This window comes from Lysinibacillus sp. S1 (genome assembly GCF_044986265.1).
Taxonomy (GTDB): Bacteria; Bacillota; Bacilli; order Bacillales_A; family Planococcaceae; genus Lysinibacillus; species Lysinibacillus capsici.
On sequence record NZ_CP173154.1, the window covers coordinates 1740668 to 1764045 of the forward strand.

Below are 23378 nucleotides of genomic sequence, written 5' to 3' on the forward strand. Positions count from 1 at the left end.
TAAGGGACGAGAAGCTTCTACTCGCGGTACCACCCTAATTGTAGTACAAAAATTTGCACTACCTCTTAAAAGCACGTTTAACGTCGTGCATCACGAAATAACCTACTTTTTTCAGTTATTTAGCTCAGAAGTGATGTTCAATGCTAGTTGTATGTTTGGGCTCTCACTGTCCCCAAATCGCTYAACAACGCCTAACAAATACTGTCTTCGTCTCTGCTTTTATGCATATCTGTTCAAAATAATTACTATTACAAAGTATATGAAATTCAAACAATCGCGTCAAGTTTCATTTGTCAATTACAGCAATTAAAAAGAAAAGTTAAATATCCTCAGAATCCTGTGCTTCTTCAACAGATGCTTGAATTTCTGTTAAATCGATATCATATTGCAGCAAATGATCCCAGTCATCTGCATTAAGTAAATCCAGCTGTGCTTCTACAAGCATCTTGAAACGATTACGAAATACCTTAGATTGCTTTTTAAGCTCATCAATTTCAATCGTCACCTTACGAGCCTTCGTCAAAGCTTCATTGACAATTCGATCAGCATTTTTTTCAGCTTCTTTTACAATGAGCTTTGCCTCTTTTTGAGAATTTCTTCTCACTTCATCAGCCGCTTCTTGTGCAACGACAATAGACTTCTGCAAAGTTTCTTCTAAGGTGTTGAAATGTCTCGCTTGTTCTAAAGCCATCTCTAATTGCTTATCAACCTCTTTTTTTTCACGAAGCAGAATTTCATAGTCTTTAATAATCTGATCTAAAAATTCATTTACTTCAWCTTCAGCATAACCTCTGAAGGCTTTTGTAAACTCCTTATTATGTATATCAATAGGTGATAATGGCATACAATCCTTCTCTCCTTTACATGTACATTCGTAATTCCTATTATACAATTGTTCCGACAACTTAGCAGTAAAAATTAATGAAATTTACTTCACTTTCAGCTTTTTTGGGCCAATCGACCGACTTGAAGACGGATTTTATCTTTTTTTGTTCGRCCTTCAGTCATAATAATTTTCACCCTACCACTTCCACGTATCGATAAAATATCTCCCTCTTGTAATTCAAAAGCAACTGTATCTCTTTCTGTCCAATTTACACGAACTTTTTTCCCAGTAATTAAAGCTTGAGCTTTTTGGCGTGATACATTTAATACAGTCGCAATAATTACATCTAAGCGCATGGAAGATACTGTATGAGATTCCTCCAACCATTCTTCCTCATTTACAATAAGGGAATCCGCTTCTTTTAAAGACTCAATATGCACCTTAACTTTACCAATACCTGTTAAATGTAACCGAACATATTCTGCTACCTCTTGAGCTACAACGAATTGCACCTGCTGATCATTTACACGAATATCACCAAATTTGCCACGGTTTAAACCTAATGAAAGCAACGCACCTAAAACATCAGGATGTCGTAATTGGACAAATTTCACTGGATATTGAATCGTAAAGGCCACTAACTGAAAGTCTTCTTCTATTGCTTCATAGTAAGTAGGAAAAATAAGCATACGCTGCCTCTCCGCCTCTTCAAATAAACCTGTGCATGCAGTTTTTAGGGTATCATTTTGCCCGATAATCGATGTCACAATAAAACGTTGTCTTGGATCAAGAAAATCTGTCAGCTTAGGCGCATAACGATCTTCAACCTCACGCTGCCAGCTTATTACCTGTTCAATAAAGGGCTGTTCATCTTTTCGAAAATGCTGGATTAAGTGTTCCATCTTGTTGTCTCCTCTTTYAYTAGTTCCATTTTKCTTTGTTAGTTGGAAACTTAGTATTCCCAATTAATGACGTTTGGACGTCATTGTTTTAAAATTTTTTATTAGTCGCTTTAGTAGCATAGAAAATTAAAATAAATAAAAAATCCCCACCAAAACGTGAGGATTTACTTCTAAGCGAACATAAAATATATTTTCTGAATGACTATATAAAGCCCTCTTTCTATAAAATTCAGCATAAAGATGGCCACAATTGGCGAAATATCAATCATACCAAGAGGCGGAATGAATTTCCTAAAAATCCCTAAATATGGCTCACAAACTTTTTCAAGCATGCGACCAATTGCTGAATTTTGAGCGGCAGGCACCCAAGACATTAAGATATATGCAATTAGCATGAATGAGTAAATCTTAAATGCTAATGATACATAACCAAGTATAATAAAAAAAGTCATATAAACTACAATCCTCGCTATTAATTATCGTCTAAAATAAAGTTTGTAATTTCACCAGTCACTTCTACATTATCTGGCGTACAAAGGAAGATATCTTTACCGATACGTTGAATATCTCCAGCAAGAGCATAGACTGTGCCACTTAAAAAATCAATAATGCGTTTACCTTGTTCTCTTTCGATACGTTGCAAATTGACAATTGTTGCACGTTTATTTTTTAAATGCTCTGCGATATCTTGTGCTTCTGCATAAACTCTCGGTTCTATTAAAACAACTTTTGCTCCCTTAGAACTCATAGCTGCCTGCAAACTGACAATGTTATTAGGAGTTGCTGTGCTTTGTGGCATGATTTCATGAATAGGTGCTTTGCGTTCTTTCATCATTTTTTTTGGCTTAACTGAATGAATCGGTTGCTGTTGTTGTATGGGTTGTTGTTGCTGAATAGGAGCTTGCGTGATTTCTTCTTCTAATTCTTCTTCAAGGTAAAAGAAGTTTTTAATCTTATTTTTCATGCTCATCCTGTTCCCCTCTTTCATTTCCAACAAGAGCCGTTCCGACTCGAACAAAAGTAGCCCCTTCCTCTACCGCAATTTCAAAGTCATTAGACATGCCCRTTGATAACTCGGTACAAGGTGCGTGTGCGAATCCTTGCTCGGCTATTTGCTGTTGACATTGTTTTAATTGCTTGAAAACAGAGCGAATAATTGCTTCGKTTTCGGTGTTTGGTGCCATAGTCATTAAACCTACAACTTGAATCTTAGTAAAACCTTTTAATGCTTCTACAAAAGGCAAAACTTCTTCGATAGTTAAACCATGTTTTGATTCTTCACCAGAAATATTTACTTGTACAAAACATTTAACAGGTTGTTCGGCTCTTTTTTCAATTTCTTCTGCCAAACTCAAACGATCTAAGGAGTGTAAATAATCAATGCTGTTAATCACTTGTTTTACTTTACGTGTTTGAAGCGACCCAATGTAATGCCAATGAACATCAGCATGTATCTCAGTAATTTTACGATGTAAGCCCTCTGGTCTGTTTTCTCCTAAATGAGTGAGCCCTGCTTCAATTGCTTCTTGTGTTCTTTCAACAGAAACTTCCTTCGTCACGGCAATTATTTGGACTTTTTCGCCCTCACGATTCCCTTTTTTTTCTGCTGCTGTTATTAAATCATTTAGTTTGTTTAAATTTGTTAAGATTTTTGTCACTGTTTTTCCCAACTTTACAACAATAGTTTCTTTTATTGTAACAAGCAATGCTTGATTTATCAATGAATAGCCTGACCTATGTCAGCATACAATTCTCACAATTTTAATGTGCCTATGTCTTAGGAAAGGGCTTTGACTAAAATGACATCCTTACCAACAACAAGCACATCCTTCATATACACTTTTCTCACAGACTCTTCACCTTTAAAAAAACCAAGATATTTGCGAGGCTCTGCAATCAAAAATGCTGTCACATAGCCTGTTTCTTTTGATACTTCAGCATCTATGACAAAGCCTATAAATCGTCCATTTCCTGCTTCAATGACTTCTTTTTGTTGTAACATCGAAAAACGCAATGACATACCTCCTCTATTGTTTACTTTCGTATAAACATTTCTACTACCATCAAACTTTGCTGTTACTTTATATTTATGTATCATTTGTTCATTGAATGAAGATAAAATGCGCACCGAATTATACGATGCGCATTTTTTTATTTGTAATCTTTTTGCATTGTTTCAATTGCATTTTTTTCAAGACGTGAAATTTGTGCTTGAGAAATCCCAAGTTCTTTGGCAATCTCAGTTTGGGTCTCTCCATAATAAAATCGTTTGGCAACGATCATTTGCTGACGTTCATCTAGCTTTTGCAAGCTTTCCTTTACCGACACATAGGCAACCCATTGATCTTCTGATACATCATCATCACGTAATTGGTCCATCATATAAACAGCATCTCCGCCATCTGAATAAATGGGTTCCTGTAATGAAACTGGATCTTGAATGGCATCTAAAGCAAATAAAACGTCTTCCTTTTTCATGTCAATCATCTCGGCAATTTCTTCAATCGTTGGTTCTCGCAAATTATCGGTTATCCATTGCTCTTTTGCCTGCATTGCCTTATAAGCTATATCTCTTAGAGAGCGAGATACACGTAATGCATGATGATCACGCAGATGGCGACGAATTTCACCAATAATCATTGGTACAGCATATGTCGAAAATCGTACATTATGCTTTAAATCAAAATGATCAATGGCTTTCATGAGGCCAATACAGCCTACTTGAAATAAATCATCTGCCTGTTCACCTCTATAGGCAAATCTACCGACAATACTAAGCACTAACCTTAAATTGCACATCACAAGCTCTTCTCTAATCTCTGTTTCTCCAGCTTGTAATCGGATAAAGAGTTCCTTCATTTCCTCGTGCTTTAGAATTGGCAAAGTCGATGTATCTAAGCCGCAAAGATCTACTTTTGTTCGCATATTCGATTCCTCCGGATGTTATTCTCTGACTAAACCGTGACATCAGTTTGTCCGAGAGAAACAAGAATATGCACAAAAGCTGCGACCAATTTTAGGTAGGATAAATTTCCCTTTCTAAGAAATTGGTTGATTTAAATTTTCACGTAAATCTTGAATAATTTTCTTTTCTAAACGGGAAATATATGATTGCGATATGCCTAAATGATCTGCAACTTCTTTTTGTGTCATTTCAACTTTTCCATTGAGACCAAAGCGACATTCCATAATATAACGTTCACGCGCACCTAGTAAATTAATAGCGTGGAACATATGCTGACGTTCAATTTTTTTCTCCACAATATCTGACATAATATGCTCTTCTGTTCCTAAAATATCTGACAGTAATAATTCATTTCCATCTGCATCAGAATTTAGTGGCTCATCTAAGGATACTTCACCCTTCATACGACTTGTTTTTCGTAAATGCATTAAAATTTCATTTTCAATACAGCGTGATGCGTATGTTGCAAGCTTAATATTTTTATCCGTATTGAACGTCTCAATTGCTTTTATTAAACCAATGGAGCCAATACTGATTAAGTCTTCGATTGGCGTTCCCGTATTATCAAAACGTCTAGCAATATAAACAACAAGACGTAAATTACGTTCAATTAGTGTGTCTCTAGCTCGTAAATCACCATTCATAAAGGATGCAATGACTGTAACTTCTTCTTCTCGACTTAATGGCACTGGCAATGAATCATTTCCCCCTATATAGTACGTTTCACGACTCCGAAACTTACTCCATAATTTTTTCAAGCTAGCAAGTAGCCTAAGAAGCAATAGTTCTCCCCCTCTATGAGTTATTTGAAAGCGCTGAAAAATGTAAAATTGCTGCTGTGCTATGTGGAAAATTTTTAGCTTTTTTGGTTAATACGATATATTCATTCATTTTCACTTGCGAAGGCTCCCCCTTTATATGCCATTCATCAAAGCGAAAACCAAGGACAACGGTTTGCTGCTGTACTGTATTGACATKAATMWRTCGYWTATAACSCTGWTARWSYTCWGRAAACATAGATAVATTGTACGGATCTGTTTCTTGCCATTCCATTAATGATTCCCGGAACGCTGAAGGTAAATGTGGTCTCAAAGCAGTATAGGAAACAAAATGAACCGGCTTTCCTGATAATGGCTCAATGGCTTGATTTCCTGTATCTACAAAGGCAGAAAGTGGTATCTTTGCCCCAAAGATTGTTAAAGTTGTATCAAATACAAATTGACCACTTAAGCGTTCTAACTTTACAAAACCCCATTGCTTATAAAATGCAATAAGATTTAAAACTGCAAGCAAAAAGCAAATCATAATGAAACGGGTGGAAGAAAGATTTTTTAAAAAAGGTTGTAGTGCTGTTAACAATCCGCCAATAACGATCGTTGCTGTTAACACAATAGGTCCTTGCTTCTGAAAGCTTCGAATCTTAAAGTGAAACGCTATACCAATTAACAATATAAAACTAAGAATTGTCGTCCACAGCACTTGACCGCCAATGACAGCTACAAAACTACTACAAATAGAACTCATTAATAATCTTGAATTTTTTACAAGGACTCCTGTTACTCTTGCCGTAAACGTGAGTATCGCTAGATTAAAAAGCGTATTAATGAGCACCAGCCATTCTCCATACATAACAGCCGCCTCCTACTTACAAAGTTAGCACGTTACTCCCACAAATATTGTCAAACAATCGCATCATTTCCTAAAAATGTTTTGACAAAAAACATGGTTTCCTTACACATTTGAACATCATGGCAGACAATATAAAAAGCTCGTATTTTACATATGTWAAATACGAGCTTTTTAGAAGTTAATTAACCACGATTTTTGCGMTTAYGTAAAAMTGCCGGAACCTCAAGCATGTCATCCTGTGCATMWTTTTGCTGATTTTGACGTGGCTGCTCATKTTGAACATGCATTTCTTGTCGTTGTTCACGAMTAKGTGCTTGTTGCTGTGGAGCAGATTGTCTGTTCATATTAAGTGTCGGTTTTGATGTAGGTCGTTGTKGSWSWMAARMTWMYTMWGTGRRKYMWRWMSMAAYMACTGTAACAATGATTTCATCTTTAAGATTTTCATTAATTAMAGAACCGAAAATCATATTTACCTCTTCATCTGATGCAGAAGCTACGATATCTGCTGCTTCTTGTACTTCAAATAAGCTAAGATTTGAACCACCTGTAATGTTCATAAGGACACCTTTAGCACCATCAATGGATGATTCAAGCAATGGACTTGAAATAGCTTTCTTTGCAGCCTCAGAAGCTCTGTTTTCACCTGTTGCAATACCAATTCCCATTAAAGCTGAACCTTTGTTGGACATAATCGTTTTCACGTCTGCAAAGTCTAAGTTAATAAGACCAGGTGTAGCAATTAAATCTGAAATACCTTGTACACCTTGACGTAATACATTATCGGCTTCTCTAAAGGCTTCTAACATTGGTGTTGATTTATCAACTATTTGTAGTAGCTTGTCGTTTGGTATCACAATCAGTGTATCTACTGCTTCTTTCATACCGCCAATTCCAMCGATTGCTTGTGTTTGACGTTTACGACCTTCAAAAGTAAATGGACGTGTGACAACACCTACTGTTAGGGCTCCCAATTCACGTGCAATTTGTGCAATCACTGGAGCTGCCCCAGTACCCGTTCCGCCGCCCATACCAGCAGTCACGAATACCATATCGGCGCCTCTTAAAACCTCTTCTAGCTGTTCTCTGCTCTCTTCAGCAGCTTTTTTTCCTACTTCTGGATTTGCACCTGCACCTAATCCACGCGTTAATTTAGCACCAATTTGTAGCCTTACTTCCGCTTTGGATAAATTTAATGCCTGAGCATCCGTGTTAACTGCGATAAAGTCAACACCTTGTACACCATGKTCTATCATTCGATTGACAVCGTTGTTACCGCCKCCACCAACACCTATGACCTTTATTACTGCAAGTTCATCAACACTTGTATCAAATTCTAACATCTCTTTTTCCTCCCACGGTAACTCGACTCTGTATCATTCATTACGCATTCTAGTTAATCAAAAAACTTATCAAATAATTTTTTTGCTCTCCCAATTACGCTTTCTTTTGGTTCTGAAGKTKCAGAATACTCTTGCTTTTTGCTTATAGCTGGTTGAGCCCCTACAACTGCATATTCAACAGGCTGCGTATTCGTACTTTTACCGTAAAAATCATCTTCTAAATAGGCGTAACGAATAAGTCCAACTGCCGTCGCAAATGAAGGCTCTCTAACACCGATATAATCGGGTGTATAGATTCTAACACGCGTTTGTAGAATTTGACGTGCTAATTGGGCAATCCCCTCAAGCTTTGCAACACCACCAGTTAAAACTACACCGCCTGGTAAATCTCTAACACCTAAACGTGCTAATTCATCTATAACTAACTCTAGTAATTCTTCTAATCTAGCACCAATAATCTCCGATATATAACGTTGGCTGTACTGATCAGTAGAATCTGTACCCACGACAGGCACTTCAAAGAGTTCGTCATCTGATGCGTCATCATAAAAGGCATGTCCAAACTGGTGTTTAATTTGTTCTGCTTGTTCTGTTGGTGTTTTTAAAACGATTGAAATATCTTTCGTTATATGATCACCACCAACTGGTATGACACCCGTATGCGTTAATAATCCCTCTTCAAAAACTGCAATTGTTGTAGATCCGCCACCTAAGTCAATAAAGGCAGTTCCTTGGTTTTTTTCATCTTCTGTTAATGCAAAGTAGCCTGATGCTAATGGCTGCAAATATATTTCTCGTATACTTAAACCCGCTCGCTCAACACAGCGAAGAACATTGTGTAAAAGCGTTTTGGATGTCGTTATCATTGTTGCATCCATTTCAAGACGGATGCCAATCATACCACGAGGATCTTTAATTTCATCAAGGTTGTCCACAATAAACTGTCTTGGAATGATGTTAACTAATTCACGTTCAGGAKGTATTGACATGACTTGTGCAGATTCTACCACTCTGTMWMARTCAWCATCYGWRMTKTMTMTRTTKTCACTATTTACAGCRACAACACCTTTAACTAGCTGTAACATCGTCTGGTTAGCTGGAACGCCTAAAACGACTTCATGGATTTGATAACCAGTCATTCGTTCGGCCTGTTCTATTGCTTTTCGAATAGATTGTACTGTTGCATCAATATCAACAATTGCACCTTTTCGAACTCCATTCGACTTTACATTTCCGACGCCAATTACATGTAATTGCCCGTCACTCATTTCACCTATTAATACCTTGACAGAGGAGGACCCAATATCAAGGGAAATGTATAAATCTTGCTGATTCAATTCGCTGCACCTCCTTGAAAAATGCTCTTGTTTTCATTCTATTGTAAATTTGGCATAATGTCTAAGCAAATCGAGTATTTTGGTCAATTTTTCTCTCATTCTATGGAAGTTTTTTTCCGCTTGTGACGTTTCTCATCTAACCGAGTTAGTAATATACGCCTAATAATTGCTATATTTTGGAATAAACGTACTCCAAAAGCGAAAATCGCTGCTAAATACAAATCTATCCCCAAATTCACTCCTATAAAAGCTAATCCTGCTGCTAGAACTATATTAAAAAAGAATCCTGATACAAAAACTTTATCATCGTAAACTTGCTGTAATTGAGCACGAATACCTCCAAATAATGTATCTAAAGCTGCTAAAACAGCTATTGACAGATAATTTTCATACATAGAGGGGATTTGTATATTTGTTAACAAGCCAAGGGCAAGTCCAAATACCAAACCTAAAAATGGTAGCCACATATATTAATCTCCTTTTTTCACCTCTGCTAAATAATCATTTGTCAACGGCTGATCAAATGCTGGAATTTGTAACTGTTCAATTGGTTCTTCAATTACTAAATTAAAATTGTCTAAATAAAATGAGTCTATAAATGTTGAGGCCTGCAAGGAATTATACATTTTTTGTGCTGCTTTATAATCGCTTGTCCCAACAAATATCTCAAATGAAGGCGAAGACAGTGGTATACTGTTTACTGTTGTCTTACCATTAATATCCCGTATGGCTGTTGTTTGTACTACCCGATTACCATCAATTGAGACATTAGTAGCATTGTTCTTAAAAAGGGTATTCAATAATTGAGTTAACAAATCGGGTGAAATCTCTTTAATTTCATAGCCCATTTCTATCAGTTCAGGTGCAGGTTCAACTCGAAGTACAACACCTGGCCCTATAACTTCTGTTAATCCTGCTTGTAGCTTTAAACGATTTAATGTTTCATTTAAAGCTGCTTGCTGATTTACTTTTTCAGATTGCTCATAGCGATCCACTACTTCATGAAGTGAGCGAATTTCTGCCAGTAGTGCGGAATGTCTTTGTTTTTCTTGTGCTAATTCCTCTCTTATTGCCCAAATATCTCGTGTATCTCGCTCAGCTGGTTTTTGTATGGTATTGTATTGTACCGCTATCATCAAACCGATAATAAATAGCACGATCGTTATTCGGGTGTACATATTTCTTTTCAAAATAGCCCCTCCTAGACGTATCGTATGCCCCTCAGAATACGACTTTGAATTGTATAATTTTCTACAATCGACTATATAACTGAAGGCTAAATTAAACATGAAGTTTAAAGTATAGAACTTGTCCTAACTTTCTATTTTTACTTTTGGCATGGTAAGCTTCTGATTTTCTTCAAGTGACACCACAATATTGTCATTTAATAATTGATCCACCACGCCCCCGTTTAAGTTTAAAGAAGCTATTAATGTATCTGAATCACCAACCGCTTCGATTACAAACGGAGCTGGATGTTGTGTACCATCAATTGTTATTACTGGGCCATTACAGCGAATATAAGAACTCGCTAATACACGTTGTCCATTAATAGCAATAGCTTGCGCGCCTGAAATTTTTAGTTCATTTAACAATTTAAATACATGACTTTCATGGACAATATAGTCATTTGGATTTAAGGATTTTGGATCATAGTCTCCATCTTGAAGGGTTATGCGTATGCCCTTCCCCTCACTCTTTAGTTCACCGAGTAAAAGCCGTAAATCTTCTGCTTGCTCAACAAGCTTCTTGTAGTCCTTTTCGTTTGAAGCAAAGGATTTTTCATACTTCCGAATTTGTTCTTGTAAATGATTTAGTTCTTCCGTAAGTTCTTTATTGCGCTCTTGTTGAGTGATTAGCTCCTCACGATAAGAATCTTCTTGCTCAAAAAGCTCAGAATTAATAGTGCCTGCTTCTCGATTATCTTTCGCCTGGTTGTATGAATAGCCGATGATAAATCCTGTTGTTACACAAACAATTAGTAATTCGAATTGTTTTCTAGTAAAAAAACTACCTTTGCTATTCGTCTTCTTGTTGTTCATCTTCTGTCACTTCCTGGTTAACCATTTCACCATCTGCATTTACTTCCATGTCAATACTAATCTTGTTGTATTCCTCGTTAAAAGGACGATAGTATGAACCGACCTCTAAATCAATCACACCTTTTTCTAAGTTAGCAATTTGTGCGACGATAGAGGGGTAGTAATTTAACTTTTCCGCTAGTGTCTGAATAACAGCACGTACTTCGTAGCCATCATTCATATAAAGCTTGACTGCATTTGGATTTGCTTCATTACTATTTGTGTTAACCTGAGAAATTAAAGCTAATACTTCGGGCTTTAATTGTGCTAGCTGTTCAACAAGCTTATTAATTGTCTTTTCACCAGTTATCCCGATAAAAACAGGTGCATCAATGGGTGTATCATTTCCCGTTTGTTCAAAGCGCTTGCCGTTTTCTAGCAAAGGATAATAAGTCCCATCCCCAGCTAAGTACGCAACTTTTTTCCATTCTTTAATATCAATTGTTACGCCTTGTAACCAGTTACGGTTAACCTGTACTTCTTTTACCCATTTATCCTTTAATAAAATCTGTTCAATATCTTCCACTTTGAAACTCCACATTGATTTTCCTGGCGCAAGAGTACTTGCCTCCAAATAATATTGGTCATTCGCTAGCTTCGCACCATTGACAGTGATTTTATTGATGTTACTGTATGGAGATTGAAAATAAAGGAGTACTGCTAACACAATAAAGAAAAGTAATATTAGCACTATAAATTTCCGGTTTGTACGCTTTTTTCGTCGCTTTTTTAGCGTAGGTATGCGTTCTTCTATATCAATTACTTTCTCCATAAAAGTACTCCTCCTTTATATTTATTTCGCTAATTGATAAATAATACCTATTATTAACCACATTGTTACTAAAGATGTTCCACCATAGCTAATAAAAGGTAATGTGACACCCGTTACTGGCACTAAACCTATTACTACGGCTATATTTAGAAAAGCCTGCACCATAAGCATTGTGACTAGCCCGATAATCGCATAATAGGACGTTCGGTTTTTAGCCTGTACAGCAAATCTATAGCCTGCATAGATCGTTAGTACAAAAAGCACTAAAATAACGAGGCCACCAATCAATCCGACTTCTTCTAAAATAATGGCGTAAATAAAATCATTTTGAGGCTCTGGTAAATACAGAAACTTTTGTCGGCTTTGTCCAAAGCCATGCCCAAAAATCCCTGCTGGACCGATAGCCATTAAAGATTGCACCGCTTGGAACCCACTAACCAAGGGATCAGCCCATGGATCAAGAAATGCTTCTATACGCTTTAGACGATATGGCGCTGTCGCTATGAGACCTACTAATCCAGCGACACCAGCTAGCATAATCATGGCGTATAATTTTAGAGGATAGCCAGCGACAAAAAACAATAAAAACACAGATACAACGAGAATAAATACTGAGCCAAAATCCGGCTGCAACATGATAAGAACAACAGGAAGTAACAGGATAAAACCATGTCGCCAGTTAACAACAGGAGTGCCCGTTTTATGTTGGGCTAATATATGGCTCAAGTACACAATGACGGTAATTTTCGTTAGCTCTGCCGGCTGTATTGTTAATGGACCTACACCAATCCAGCTTTGCGAACCATTTCGCACTAATCCTATACCAGGAATCAGGACGAGAACGAGTAAAATTAACGAAAATATATAGGCCATTTTCCAAAAGGACTGCTCTCTCAAAATATTTAATCGAATCGTGATTAAAAATACGACAATGGCTACCACAAAGTATACGCTTTGCTTMATATAAAACKGCATTTTTCCACTATAATGAACGGCACTCCAATAGGTACCTGCAGAATAGACGAAAATAATGCCGATTATTGATAGCATCAAAGTTGTGACGAGCAATAAGTAGCTTTCTTTACMTCTCAGTAATGCCATCCTTCCAAGTCAAGTATATTCTAAAATAGTTACAGGCTCATTACAGCTTCATTACAGCATCAATAAAAACATCTCCACGTATTTCAAAGCTGTCATATTGATCCCAACTTGCACATGCTGGAGATAGTAAAATAACATCTCCTTCTGCAGACATCGGTGCTGCATATTGAACAGCGTCTTCTACATTTTGAGCAATGACGGTATGTTGGACACCACACGATTTTGCAAATTCTACAAATCGTAAGCCAGTTTCTCCAAACGCAACAACACCCTTTACATGACTCATACAAGGGCGAAGCTCTTCGAAAGAATGTCCACGATCTAAGCCACCTGCGAGTAAAATAACAGGAGCTTGGAAAGCATCTAAAGCACTCTTTGTCGCTAAGCAATTTGTTGCCTTAGAGTCGTTGTAAATCTTACGACCGTTCCATTCACGTACGAATTGTGTACGGTGTCTAACTCCACCAAATGTCGCTAAAACCTCTTCCATCTTCTCTTTGTCACAGCCAACTAAAATACAGGCTGCCACGGCTGCTAGGATATTTTCTAAATTATGCTTACCAGGCAAGGCAATGTTCGCACGATCCATGTATGGTTCACCTTGCCAATAAATTGTTGTATCATCTGCACTAATTCCATTTGCAGTACGCCCCTTCGAACTGAATGGAATCTTCTGTGCATGAGATTGTGCTGCATATCCAACCACTATCGGTTGGTCGGCATTATAAATAAAATAATCACTGTCATCTTGATTACGAGTTACGCCAAACTTCGCTTCAGCATAGTTATTAAATGTTCCATGATAGTCTAGATGCGCATCATAAAGATTCGTCAAAATAGCAATTTTAGGCTTAAACGTTTTAATCCCCATCAATTGGAAAGAAGACAATTCTGTTACAATGATGTCATCTTGATTAGCTTCTTTTGCGACGCCACAAGCAACTGTCCCAATATTTCCAGCAATTAAAGGATTTTTACTTCCGTTACTTAACATGTCGAMTMTTAAMGTTGTTGTCGTTGTTTTGCCATTTGAGCCTGTTATACCAATAAATGGTGCATCACTAATTAAAAAAGCTAGCTCAATCTCTGTCCAGACTGGAATCTCTCGACTAAGGGCATCAGCCACAATTCGATTGCTATAAGGTATACCTGGATTTTTTACCACTAACTCAAAGCCTTCATCAAGTAAATCTTCAGGATGGCGACCACAGATAACTGTAATCCCCTTCTGTAAGAGCCCTTGTGCATCTGGACTTTCATCAAATGGTTTTGAATCATTTACTGTTACAAATGCACCAAGCTCATGTAAAATTTCAGCAGCGGCCACACCACTTTTTGCTAGACCTAACACAAGTACTTTTTTATGTTGTAAATCTGTATAGTTTTTCATTAGAACGCCTCCGATAAGACTGCAATTAATGCTACTGCTAAGGCAGTTGACCAGAAGACAAGCACTACTTTCCATTCTGACCAACCCGATAATTCAAAATGATGATGAATAGGGCTCATTTTAAAAATACGCTTTTTTCGAAGCTTAAAGCTACCTACCTGCAAAATAACGGAAAGTGTTTCGATCACAAACACTAAGCCAACTAGTAAAAGCAAGAATTCTTCTTTTACTAAGACAGATACCATAGCTAATGCTCCACCTAATGCTAATGACCCCGTATCCCCCATAAATACCTTTGCAGGATTTGCATTAAATAATAAAAAGCCTAATAAAGCACCTGTTACAGCAAACGAAAATAGTGCAATATCTGCCTGACTTTGGAATAGCGCAATAACACCAAATGCTGCAAAGGCAATGGAGGCAGTACCTGCCACTAGCCCGTCTAGTCCATCTGTCAAATTCACTGCATTGGAGAAGCCTACTAACCAAAAAATTAAAAAGGCTACATAGAATACATCTAGATCAATAGTCCACTCCGTAAATGGAATAGCTAACGTTGTATCAAACGATCCTACATGTAGAAGGAAATACGCAAGAATAGCAATAACAATTTGACCAATCAATTTTTGAAGAGAGGTTAAACCTAAATTTCTTTTAAATACAACCTTTAAACCATCATCTAATAAACCTATTAAGCCGAATCCTGCTAATACTAATAAAAGTACTACGGTCTGTGTCGTTAATAAATCTAAAAAGCTACCTACACCAACAGTTGTTACGAGGATGGATATTAAGAAAATGATTCCCCCCATTGTTGGTGTACCAGCTTTTTTCATATGTGATTTTGGTCCCTCTTCTCGAATACTTTGCCCAAACTTTAGACGACGAAGAAGTGGAATACTAATTGGTGCCAGGATAACTGTTACTATAAAAGCAAGAGCTAAAATGGTAAGTGTTGTTGCGAGTTTCATTGAAAAATCTCCTTTAAATCTTGTTTCACTTTCTTCTTTAAGAAAAAAGCATTAACTTTCATTTTATTATTACTACCCTTCATAATAATARKGGTTCTTTCCCATTTTTTAAAGGTAAAGTTATTTTAGTTCTCCAAATATAAATGAATGGTACCATCTTGTTTGATAACACTATCCACTTCAGGTAATTGATTACCAATTTTAGTCCCTTCTCCATGCCATTCAATACGGAATGGATAAAATTGCTTGGCAATAKCATCCTTTGTTTGACCAATAAAATTCGGTACCTTCACAGTAATTGGGTCACCATAACGATAATCCTTTTCCAGTTGTTCCTTCGATTTTTCAATACCTACAAAAGGCGCAACATCCTCAATAATTTGCCCCACTATAGGTGCTGCTACAACACCACCAAACTGGGTTGTCTTTTTCGGATTGTCAACAGCTACATAGACAACAATTTGCGGATTGTCTGCTGGTGCAAAGCCAATAAAGGATACGATGTATTCTCCACTTTTATAACGGCCATTTTCAACTTTTTGCGCTGTTCCAGTTTTACCACCAATTCGCAGTCCATCTCGAAAGGCTTGTCGACCTGAACCATTCGCTACTACTGATTCCAAAGCACCTCGAACCTTAGCAGAGGTTTCTTCACGAATTACCTGATTTTTAACAWCTGGTTGCGTTTCTTGTATGACTTCACCTGTATTTGGATTAAATACCTTYTTCACAACATATGGCGTATAAAGCTTGCCTCCATTTATGGCAGCAGCTACTGCTTGAACTTGTTGAATAGGTGTCACGGCTACCCCTTGCCCAAATGAAGTGGTGGCCTGCTCAACAGGACCAAAGGCATCCTTAGAAAATAAAATACCCGATGCTTCACCAGCTATATTAGACCCTGTCTTTTTTCCAAAACCAAAGTCTTTAATATATTGTAGTAATCGCTCATTGCCTAGACGCTGACCTAATTCTATAAAGCCTGGGTTACAGGAGTTCTCAACCACCTCTAAAAAGGTTTCATGCCCATGTCCTTCACGTTTCCAACAGCGAAGCTTTGCTCCCGCCACCATCGTATAACCTGGATCATAAAAGGTTTCATGCTCCAAATCCACTAAGTTTTCTTCCAACGCAGCACTAAGGGTAATAATTTTAAAAGTAGAACCGGGCTCATACGTCATCCATACAGGTAAATTTCGATTGTAGATGGCTGGCTCTACTAATTGATATTCCGMTGGGTGGAAAGTAGGATAAGAGGCTAATGCCAAAATTTMGCCAGTGTTTGGATTCATCGCAATCGCTAGTGCTTGGTCAGCTTCATAGCGCTTCATTGCTTGCGATATTTCGCGCTCTACGACTTGCTGTACATCAACGTCAATTGTTAGCTCGATCGTAGCACCATCTTCTCCTGCTTTCCAAGCACTTGAAACATTAGGTAAATTATTACCWTTGGCATCTGTAAAGAGACGGATAGCAGAAGAATTAGCCTGCAGAAATTTATCATATTCATATTCAATCCCAGCTAATCCTTGGGCATCATACCCCGTAAAACCTAAAAATCGAGATAATAGCGTGCCATAAGGATAATCCCTAGAATAATCAACACCACTATACAATCCTTCAATTTGCATACCTTGTAATTCTACTGCTTTTTCATAAGGTATATTTTTGCCTTCAGGTGCTAGTTTCACTAAGTACGCTTTTTTTTGCATTTTCTCTAATAGCTTCGCTTTATCCACTTCTAGAACCTGGGCAATTTTTTCAGCAGCTCCTTCAATATCATCACTTTGTGAAGGCATGAAATATAAAGTAGGCGCTAGCTTATTAGTTACAATACTCTCTCCATCTCGATCTGTTATATGCCCTCGTTCATTCGCAAATGGAATTTCCCTGTCCCAGTTCTCATCTGCCTTAGTAGTCAATTCTTTTTGATCTAACACTTGCAAAAAGAACAACCTAACAACAATTGCCACTGCTACACACATAAACAACACATATAAAATACGTAAACGCTTTTTAGAATGGATAGAAATCCACTTCATTCGACATCACACCTTGTTTTTTACAACGTATGAAATAAAGTGGACTTCTATTCAGTATTATTCATCCTCTACTTCTTCAACTTCACCCTCAGAGGCAGCTTCAACGTCTTGTACAAAGCTTTCAGCAGGTGTTTTGAGCTTAACAACAATCGGGGAACTATCAGTGATGACGGTTCCAGCTGAAACGCTTTGACTTGCTACAAAACCTTCGCCGAATATTTCCATCTCTAGTCCAGTCATAGATTTGAAGACTAGTAAATTACGTAATGACCAATTCGTAAAGTCTGGCAATGTTACCTCGCCATCTGTCTTTAAAAATATAAAACTACCTTTTACCAGTTTTTGAGTGTTCGATGGATATTGTTCAATAATTTTACCACCACTACCAACAACAATTGGTTGTAAACCATCATTGGCTAATTCTACTTCAACCGCTTCAGCACTTTGACCTGTAAAGTCCTGAATGCTGACTTTATTGACATGTTGAACATCGTCTGGGTTGATATTAAGGTGCTTTAAGCTATTTAACATAACTGGATTAAAGACTTTTGATACTGGAACAGATCCAAGCTCATTGTTCAGCTTAGGTTTTTTCACTGAGACATATACAATTAGCTGTGGATCATCTACAGGAGCCAAGCCTAAAAATGAATAAAGGTATTGGTTTGAAAGATATCCACCACTAGCTTTCGGAATTTGGGCAGTCCCCGTTTTCCCTGCAACCTCATAATCCTCCAATATAAAATCCTTCGCTGTCCCATGTTTTGATGTTAATGTTGAAGCTAGGATTTCTCGTACTTGTTTCGCTGTATCAGCTTTAATCGGCTGTCCTTTTTCAACTGGTTSATGATTTTGAATAATTTTCCCTRTAGAAGAATCAACAATACGGTCGATAACATASGGTTGSATCATCTTGCCATCATTCGCAATAGCAGTCATCGCTTGGATTAACTGAATAGRTGTTACTGTTGAACCTTGGCSGWAAGTTGTTGTWACKCGTTGAATAGGGTACTTCGATAAAATAGTACCCGCTGCTTCAKTCGGTAAATCAATTCCCGTTTTGTGCMCAAAACCAAAGCGATSCAGATAATCAATAAATACGTCATCGCCAATCTTAGTTAATAAATGGGCCATACCAGTATTGGCAGAGCGTTGAAAACCTTCTAAATAAGTAATTGGACCCCAACCATATYTATTGTGATCTCGAATCGTACGGTCAAATACTGTATATGAACCTGACATAAATGAATCATTCGGTGTCCATTTTCCCGTATCGATAGCTGAAGCAAGCGTGAAAGTTTTCATCGTCGAGCCAGGCTCAATTGTCTCCTCAATCACCTCATTCAGCCACTTCATGTTTTGACTTTCACGTGTTTCTGGGTTAAATGTAGGACGCTGTGACATTGCTAAAATCTTTCCAGTCTTCGGATCTGCTACTACCGCGGTCATGGACTCAGGATTATATTCCTGTTCAACCTTTGTCATTGCTTCCTCTAAGAAGCTTTGGATTGTTTTATCAAGTGTTAAATAAATGTCGTCCCCATTTTTTGCAGGTGTAATCATTTTCTCACTGTTTGGAAGCAAATAGCGGAAAGCATCTGTCTCATATTCCACTTTGCCATTAACGCCTGTTAATTCTTTATCATACGTATATTCTAGACCCATTTCTCCCTTGGTTGTAACCGTGCCATCTTCATTATCTTTTTTGAGAGCATAGCCAATTAAATGAGAGGCAAATACACCATTTGGATAATACCGTTTTAAGTCACTCACAAAGAGAATTCCTGGTAATTTTTCTTCCTTTATTTTACTCATGACCTCGTGACTAATGCCACGGCCTGCGCTACCAAACTCAACTTGATATAAAGGTTCACCATCACTTCTATATCGATTGTTCAATTTTTTAACAATCTCGTCTTCCTTTTCCTTCATCGCTGGAATATATTTCGCTAGTACTTTTGCCGTTTTCTCCGAATCCACTACATGTCGAGGATTCTTTGGATCTGTTGTAGCCTTTTCGCTTACAATGGCAATCATTCGATAACTCAATGTATCCTCTGCAATTACTTGTCCATTTTGATCATAAATCTTCCCACGATTAGCTGTAATTACACTTTCCTTACCATACTTAGCTGCTGCTCTCGCTGCAAGCTCTTGTCCTTCCACTTCACCTGTAGCCTGTAATGTCACCATTCTTGTGAATAATAGAAAAAAGAGCCCTCCATAAAAAATTAATAATAGAAAGGCTCCCCATTGGAATCGAAATCTCTTTTTTTTCATTCTCCCGGCACTACCTTTACATTTTTCTCATTTTGAGTTAAACCGAGTTCTTTGGCTTTTTTCCATATGTTTTCGTATGTAGAAAGTTCACTTACACGAACCGTTAAGTCAACATTCTGTTTCGCAATCTCTTCTGCTTCTGATTCGATTTTTTGAATGTCTATACTTGTTGTTTGAATCGCTGCTTGTTTATTTAATACAAGAATTCCTAGTACAGCAATAATGCCAATTAAAACAATTAGCATTGTCTTTTCAAACTTCTGGTTCGTTTTTTTACGACGWWTKATAGTGGGTTGTGGDCTAGGTGGTGTTATCGGTTGTTGCACTTGTTGATGTTGGTGCTGTTGCCTTACACGAACTGCTGCCATTTACTCACGCCCTTTGTCGTTAATTTTCTCCACCACTCTAAGCTTCGCTGAACGCGCACGATTATTAACTGCCAATTCTTCATCAGAAGGAATAATAGGCTTTCGTGTAATAAGCTTTAAAGTTGGCTTCATGTCATCAGGAATTACAGGTAAATTTGGCGGTAATTCCGGTAATGATGACGCTTCCTTAAAGATTGTCTTGCATAGGCGGTCCTCCAATGAATGGAACGTAATGACACTAATSCSCMCCCCTACGTTAATCATATCAATCGCATCGACTAATGAATCCTCTGCTGCGCCTAGCTCATCATTAACAGCAATTCTTATTGCTTGGAAAATGCGCTTTGCCGGATGTCCACCTTTTCGGCGTGCCGCTGCTGGAATACCCTCTTTAATTAATTCTACAAGTTGACCAGTTGTTTCAATCGGTGCTGTTTTTCGAGCCTCTTCAATTTTACGGGCAACTTGTTTAGAAAACTTTTCTTCTCCATAACGGAAAAATATACGAACAAGATCTTCGTATGCCCATTGATTAACAACATCTGATGCTGTCAGTGTTGCAGTTTGATCCATACGCATATCAAGTGGTGCATCGTGGTGATAACTAAAGCCTCTCTCAGGTGTATCTAATTGTGGAGAAGATACGCCTAAGTCATATAAAATACCATCAACCTGCTTAATGCCATGAGCTAATAGTTCTTCTTTTAAGTAACGGAAATTCGAATGTATAAATGTAACACGCTCTATATAAGGTGCTAATCGAATTTTCGCATTTTCAATAGCCGTCATATCTTGATCAAAACAAATTAAGCGGCCTTTATCTGATAATTGTTGTACTAGATATTCACTGTGTCCCGCACCACCTAGTGTACAGTCCACATATACACCATCAGGATCTATGTTCAACCCATCAACAGTTTCTTTTAATAACACGGTTGTATGATCGAACATACCACTCGCTCCTCTCAGGCCTTAACCTCATTCAACTATCACGTTGTAATGCCTATTACAAGTTAAAAATCAAAGCCAATCATATTTTCTGCAATTTCATTAAAAGATTGTTCAGATTCACTAAAGTAAGCTTCCCAAGCATCCTTGGCCCAAATCTCGATTCGATTTGAAACACCCAACACCACACATTCTTTTACTAGATGCGCATGCTGCATAAGGGTAGCTGGGATGTTGATACGCCCCTGCTTGTCTATCTCTACCTCTGTTGCTCCAGAAAAGAAAAACCTCGCAAATGCTCGTGTATCTTTTTTGGTCATTGGTAAACCTTTTAATTTCTCTTCGAGTTTTCGCCATTCATTCATAGGATAGCCAAATAGACAGTTATCGAGACCTCTTGTGACAACAAACGTTTCGCCTAAAGCTTCACGAAATTTTGCCGGTACGATTAATCGCCCTTTCGCATCAACGGAGTGTTGATATTCTCCCATGAACATACTACTCACCCCACTTTATTAAATAATGTACCACATCCCCCCACTTTCCTCCACTTTTTTTAAAAAAAACTTGACATTTTATCACTTAATATGCAATTAGACCTTTAGGAATTTTTTTGACATGTGCTAAATGATACAAAAAAAGAGCCACCCCTGGTAGGATAGCTCTTTAAATACTATTTATCTCGACATTATTCATCAAATTCACAGGATATCAAATTACTACTTAGGTAAAAAGTATCTGTTTATTAATTTTATAAATAAAGTAAATAGTGGTGTTTACCGATGCTATAATTTTGCTTTAGCATTTCAGTAATTAACATAGGTCCAAACTCATTGAAATATTGATACGGATTAAAGGATCTCTCTTGGAAACCATCATTCGGATATAATTCATTTTGCAATGTCATAAATTTACGAATCGTCGTTTCATGCTTACCTAATACAGTTTGTTCAATTTTTTGCTGTAGATAGTCAAATTGCTTCGCATGATTTTCTTGATTTTTCTCAAGAATCTTATCTAATTGCAGATGCTGTTTCTCTAAATAGGAGGCTAGCTCTTCATATTTTTCTACTAACAACTGCTGCATAGCTTGAATTTGGCGTTTGGCTTCACTGTCCTGTACATCTGCAATAAAACGTTCTTTCAGGTGTAATGCTTTCCCTTCCCATACGTCAGTAACAGTTAGTTGATGCTCGCGTAATAATTGCTCTACATGACGAGTGACAATAGTTATATGTAGGCGCGGAGCAAAAATCGGCATTTGTAAATCTAACACTGAAAATGCATTTTTCAGTGTCGCCCAATAAGCTAGCTCTCCTGGACCTCCAACAAACGCTAATACTGGCAATGTCATCTCCTGCATCAACGGGCGAGTTACTACGTTATTACTTAAACGTTCAGGATGATTATGCGCCACTTCTAATAGCTCTTCTTGTGTAAATTTAAGGTTTGCCGCTAAATTAACAAACAGATCATTTTTTCTTTCTAAAAGATGTCGCTCCCCATCTTCTACGTAAAATAAATTGGCTGCTTCATATGTTGCTAAAATAGGCTTACCATAGCCAGCACGTTCAAGCTCTTGCTCCTTTTCCGTTACTACTCTAGCAATTTCTTCATTGGATTGAATGATTTGAGCAAAATATTTATGTTCAAATTGACGGAATTCAAAGTTAGCGGCATCGATTAATAATAAGCCTTCCTCTTTGAATAATTGATTCATTAGACAGGCAAAGAAATCTGTAAATGTTTCACTATTGTTCAATGCGTCAATTAATTGCTTAATCAGTGTTTCTGTATACTCTGTTTCTCCAATATCACGAATAATAGTATTAATTAATTGCGTCATCGACTCTTTGTTGAGGGCTGTTGCAGAAGCCATCGTTTTACGTCTAGAGCGCTCCCCATAAGCTCTTTTTTTCAGCAATTCCCCATGTACCGTATAGGTGTGATTGATTTCTTCTAAGTCATGATCTTCTCCAGCTATCCAGAAAACAGGAATAACAGGCTGTTGAAGCTTCGTACTTTGCTCTTTCGCTAATGCAATAACTGAAATAGCTTTATGAACGGAGTAAAGAGGGCCTGTTAAGATACCTGCTTGTTGTCCACCAACTATTACCATAGCTCCTTGCTCTAGTTGTTCTAAATGTTCATTCGCTTTTTTGGATAACCCCAGCGGCTCCATAAATTGACGGATGATTGTTGTTAACTCTTTTTGATCACGGGAATTTCGCGCTAAATGCTCCGCTCTTTTCTCAAAAGCTTGATCATTGTATTCATACTCAAAAAATTGATGAATGGCAGTATTTGGCGACCAGTAATCTGCTAGTACATGATTTTTTATAGGTACTTGGATTGACTCCAGTTTCATTTAACATAAACTCCTCTACTCACTAAATCATTTCCTTACTCATAACAAGAAATTGAAT

At 37.5% G+C, this 23378-nt stretch carries 22 protein-coding genes, 2 pseudogenes and 1 other annotated feature (1 of these 25 cut by a window edge); all 24 genes and pseudogenes read right to left on the reverse strand.

Features of this window, described 5'->3' with window-relative positions:
- Positions 1–223: a binding site (T-box leader), on the reverse strand (it extends 1 nt beyond the left edge of the window).
- A 96-nt stretch (positions 224–319) separates the two neighbouring features.
- The 24 genes and pseudogenes from ACHZEU_RS09010 to bshC all read right to left on the reverse strand — a co-directional run bounded on the left by ACHZEU_RS09010 (position 320) and on the right by bshC (position 23320).
- A complete protein-coding gene (locus ACHZEU_RS09010) occupies positions 320–844 on the reverse strand; it encodes a DivIVA domain-containing protein (RefSeq protein ID WP_404804389.1) in 525 nt (174 codons plus the stop codon).
- Between the two features lie 95 nt (positions 845–939).
- The gene (locus ACHZEU_RS09015) at positions 940–1728 is read right to left on the reverse strand and encodes an RNA-binding protein (protein WP_004227327.1); all 789 of its coding nucleotides are present in this window, start codon (positions 1726–1728) and stop codon (positions 940–942) included.
- A gap of 170 nt (positions 1729–1898) precedes the next feature.
- Positions 1899–2180 (reverse strand): YggT family protein, encoded by a 282-nt coding sequence (locus ACHZEU_RS09020; protein ID WP_004227322.1) that lies wholly within the window; start codon positions 2178–2180, stop codon positions 1899–1901.
- 20 nt (positions 2181–2200) lie between these two features.
- Positions 2201–2698 carry a cell division protein SepF gene (locus tag ACHZEU_RS09025; protein ID WP_004227319.1) on the reverse strand — a complete coding sequence of 166 codons (498 nt, stop codon included), beginning with the start codon at positions 2696–2698 and terminating at the stop codon, positions 2201–2203.
- The gene (locus tag ACHZEU_RS09030; protein ID WP_404804391.1) at positions 2682–3386 is read right to left on the reverse strand and encodes a YggS family pyridoxal phosphate-dependent enzyme; all 705 of its coding nucleotides are present in this window, start codon (positions 3384–3386) and stop codon (positions 2682–2684) included. The genes ACHZEU_RS09025 and ACHZEU_RS09030 overlap by 17 nt, the downstream gene beginning before the upstream one ends.
- A gap of 119 nt (positions 3387–3505) precedes the next feature.
- Positions 3506–3748: a PRC-barrel domain-containing protein gene (locus ACHZEU_RS09035; protein ID WP_225340754.1), complete on the reverse strand. Its 243-nt coding sequence runs from the start codon at positions 3746–3748 to the stop codon at positions 3506–3508.
- Positions 3749–3879: 131 nt separating this feature from the next.
- Positions 3880–4653, reverse strand: a complete 774-nt coding sequence (gene sigG, locus ACHZEU_RS09040) for an RNA polymerase sporulation sigma factor SigG (protein WP_004227313.1) — start codon at positions 4651–4653, stop codon at positions 3880–3882.
- A gap of 114 nt (positions 4654–4767) precedes the next feature.
- Positions 4768–5451 (reverse strand): RNA polymerase sporulation sigma factor SigE, encoded by a 684-nt coding sequence (sigE, locus tag ACHZEU_RS09045; RefSeq protein WP_404804392.1) that lies wholly within the window; start codon positions 5449–5451, stop codon positions 4768–4770.
- Between the two features lie 37 nt (positions 5452–5488).
- Positions 5489–6322 (reverse strand): sigma-E processing peptidase SpoIIGA, encoded by an 834-nt coding sequence (locus ACHZEU_RS09050; RefSeq protein ID WP_404804393.1) that lies wholly within the window; start codon positions 6320–6322, stop codon positions 5489–5491.
- A gap of 182 nt (positions 6323–6504) precedes the next feature.
- A pseudogene (gene ftsZ / locus ACHZEU_RS09055) lies at positions 6505–7662 on the reverse strand (cell division protein FtsZ).
- A gap of 53 nt (positions 7663–7715) precedes the next feature.
- Positions 7716–8999, reverse strand: a pseudogene (ftsA, locus tag ACHZEU_RS09060) (cell division protein FtsA).
- Positions 9000–9094: 95 nt separating this feature from the next.
- Positions 9095–9466: a small basic family protein gene (locus ACHZEU_RS09065; RefSeq protein ID WP_048394651.1), complete on the reverse strand. Its 372-nt coding sequence runs from the start codon at positions 9464–9466 to the stop codon at positions 9095–9097.
- A 3-nt stretch (positions 9467–9469) separates the two neighbouring features.
- Positions 9470–10189, reverse strand: a complete 720-nt coding sequence (locus tag ACHZEU_RS09070; protein WP_036077135.1) for a DUF881 domain-containing protein — start codon at positions 10187–10189, stop codon at positions 9470–9472.
- 123 nt (positions 10190–10312) lie between these two features.
- Positions 10313–11041, reverse strand: coding sequence for a DUF881 domain-containing protein (locus tag ACHZEU_RS09075; RefSeq protein WP_048394654.1), 729 nt, complete (start codon positions 11039–11041; stop codon positions 10313–10315).
- Positions 11019–11852 carry a cell division protein FtsQ/DivIB gene (locus tag ACHZEU_RS09080; protein WP_048394656.1) on the reverse strand — a complete coding sequence of 278 codons (834 nt, stop codon included), beginning with the start codon at positions 11850–11852 and terminating at the stop codon, positions 11019–11021. Before ACHZEU_RS09080 ends, ACHZEU_RS09075 begins: the two co-directional genes overlap by 23 nt.
- A gap of 21 nt (positions 11853–11873) precedes the next feature.
- Entirely contained in the window at positions 11874–12953 is a 1080-nt protein-coding gene (gene ftsW / locus ACHZEU_RS09085; RefSeq protein ID WP_404804394.1) for a putative lipid II flippase FtsW, read from the reverse strand.
- A gap of 40 nt (positions 12954–12993) precedes the next feature.
- The gene (gene murD, locus ACHZEU_RS09090) at positions 12994–14343 is read right to left on the reverse strand and encodes a UDP-N-acetylmuramoyl-L-alanine--D-glutamate ligase (protein ID WP_404804395.1); all 1350 of its coding nucleotides are present in this window, start codon (positions 14341–14343) and stop codon (positions 12994–12996) included.
- Positions 14343–15314, reverse strand: a complete 972-nt coding sequence (mraY, locus tag ACHZEU_RS09095; protein WP_048394663.1) for a phospho-N-acetylmuramoyl-pentapeptide-transferase — start codon at positions 15312–15314, stop codon at positions 14343–14345. The genes murD and mraY overlap by 1 nt, the downstream gene beginning before the upstream one ends.
- 125 nt (positions 15315–15439) lie before the next feature.
- Positions 15440–17356: a stage V sporulation protein D gene (locus ACHZEU_RS09100; protein ID WP_404804396.1), complete on the reverse strand. Its 1917-nt coding sequence runs from the start codon at positions 17354–17356 to the stop codon at positions 15440–15442.
- Between the two features lie 57 nt (positions 17357–17413).
- Positions 17414–19636 (reverse strand): penicillin-binding protein, encoded by a 2223-nt coding sequence (locus tag ACHZEU_RS09105; protein ID WP_404804397.1) that lies wholly within the window; start codon positions 19634–19636, stop codon positions 17414–17416.
- Positions 19633–20004, reverse strand: a complete 372-nt coding sequence (gene ftsL, locus ACHZEU_RS09110) for a cell division protein FtsL (RefSeq protein ID WP_404804398.1) — start codon at positions 20002–20004, stop codon at positions 19633–19635. Before ftsL ends, ACHZEU_RS09105 begins: the two co-directional genes overlap by 4 nt.
- Complete coding sequence (gene rsmH, locus ACHZEU_RS09115) at positions 20005–20955, reverse strand: 16S rRNA (cytosine(1402)-N(4))-methyltransferase RsmH (RefSeq protein ID WP_404804399.1); 951 nt, start codon at positions 20953–20955, stop codon at positions 20005–20007.
- A gap of 62 nt (positions 20956–21017) precedes the next feature.
- Positions 21018–21449 carry a division/cell wall cluster transcriptional repressor MraZ gene (mraZ, locus tag ACHZEU_RS09120; RefSeq protein ID WP_004224832.1) on the reverse strand — a complete coding sequence of 144 codons (432 nt, stop codon included), beginning with the start codon at positions 21447–21449 and terminating at the stop codon, positions 21018–21020.
- Positions 21450–21703: 254 nt separating this feature from the next.
- Positions 21704–23320: a bacillithiol biosynthesis cysteine-adding enzyme BshC gene (bshC, locus tag ACHZEU_RS09125; RefSeq protein ID WP_054549857.1), complete on the reverse strand. Its 1617-nt coding sequence runs from the start codon at positions 23318–23320 to the stop codon at positions 21704–21706.
- Between the last annotated feature and the right edge of the window lie 58 nt (positions 23321–23378).

Coding starts and splice junctions, on each gene's coding strand:
- ACHZEU_RS09075 (WP_048394654.1), bottom strand. CDS start 11,041: ATGAACAACAAGAAGACGAATAGCAAAGGTAGTTTTTTTACTAGAAAA.
- sigG (WP_004227313.1), bottom strand. CDS start 4,653: ATGCGAACAAAAGTAGATCTTTGCGGCTTAGATACATCGACTTTGCCA.
- mraZ (WP_004224832.1), bottom strand. CDS start 21,449: ATGTTCATGGGAGAATATCAACACTCCGTTGATGCGAAAGGGCGATTA.
- ACHZEU_RS09020 (WP_004227322.1), bottom strand. CDS start 2,180: ATGACTTTTTTTATTATACTTGGTTATGTATCATTAGCATTTAAGATT.
- ACHZEU_RS09080 (WP_048394656.1), bottom strand. CDS start 11,852: ATGGAGAAAGTAATTGATATAGAAGAACGCATACCTACGCTAAAAAAG.
- ACHZEU_RS09065 (WP_048394651.1), bottom strand. CDS start 9,466: ATGTGGCTACCATTTTTAGGTTTGGTATTTGGACTTGCCCTTGGCTTG.
- ACHZEU_RS09025 (WP_004227319.1), bottom strand. CDS start 2,698: ATGAGCATGAAAAATAAGATTAAAAACTTCTTTTACCTTGAAGAAGAA.
- ACHZEU_RS09035 (WP_225340754.1), bottom strand. CDS start 3,748: ATGTCATTGCGTTTTTCGATGTTACAACAAAAAGAAGTCATTGAAGCA.
- bshC (WP_054549857.1), bottom strand. CDS start 23,320: ATGAAACTGGAGTCAATCCAAGTACCTATAAAAAATCATGTACTAGCA.
- mraY (WP_048394663.1), bottom strand. CDS start 15,314: ATGAAACTCGCAACAACACTTACCATTTTAGCTCTTGCTTTTATAGTA.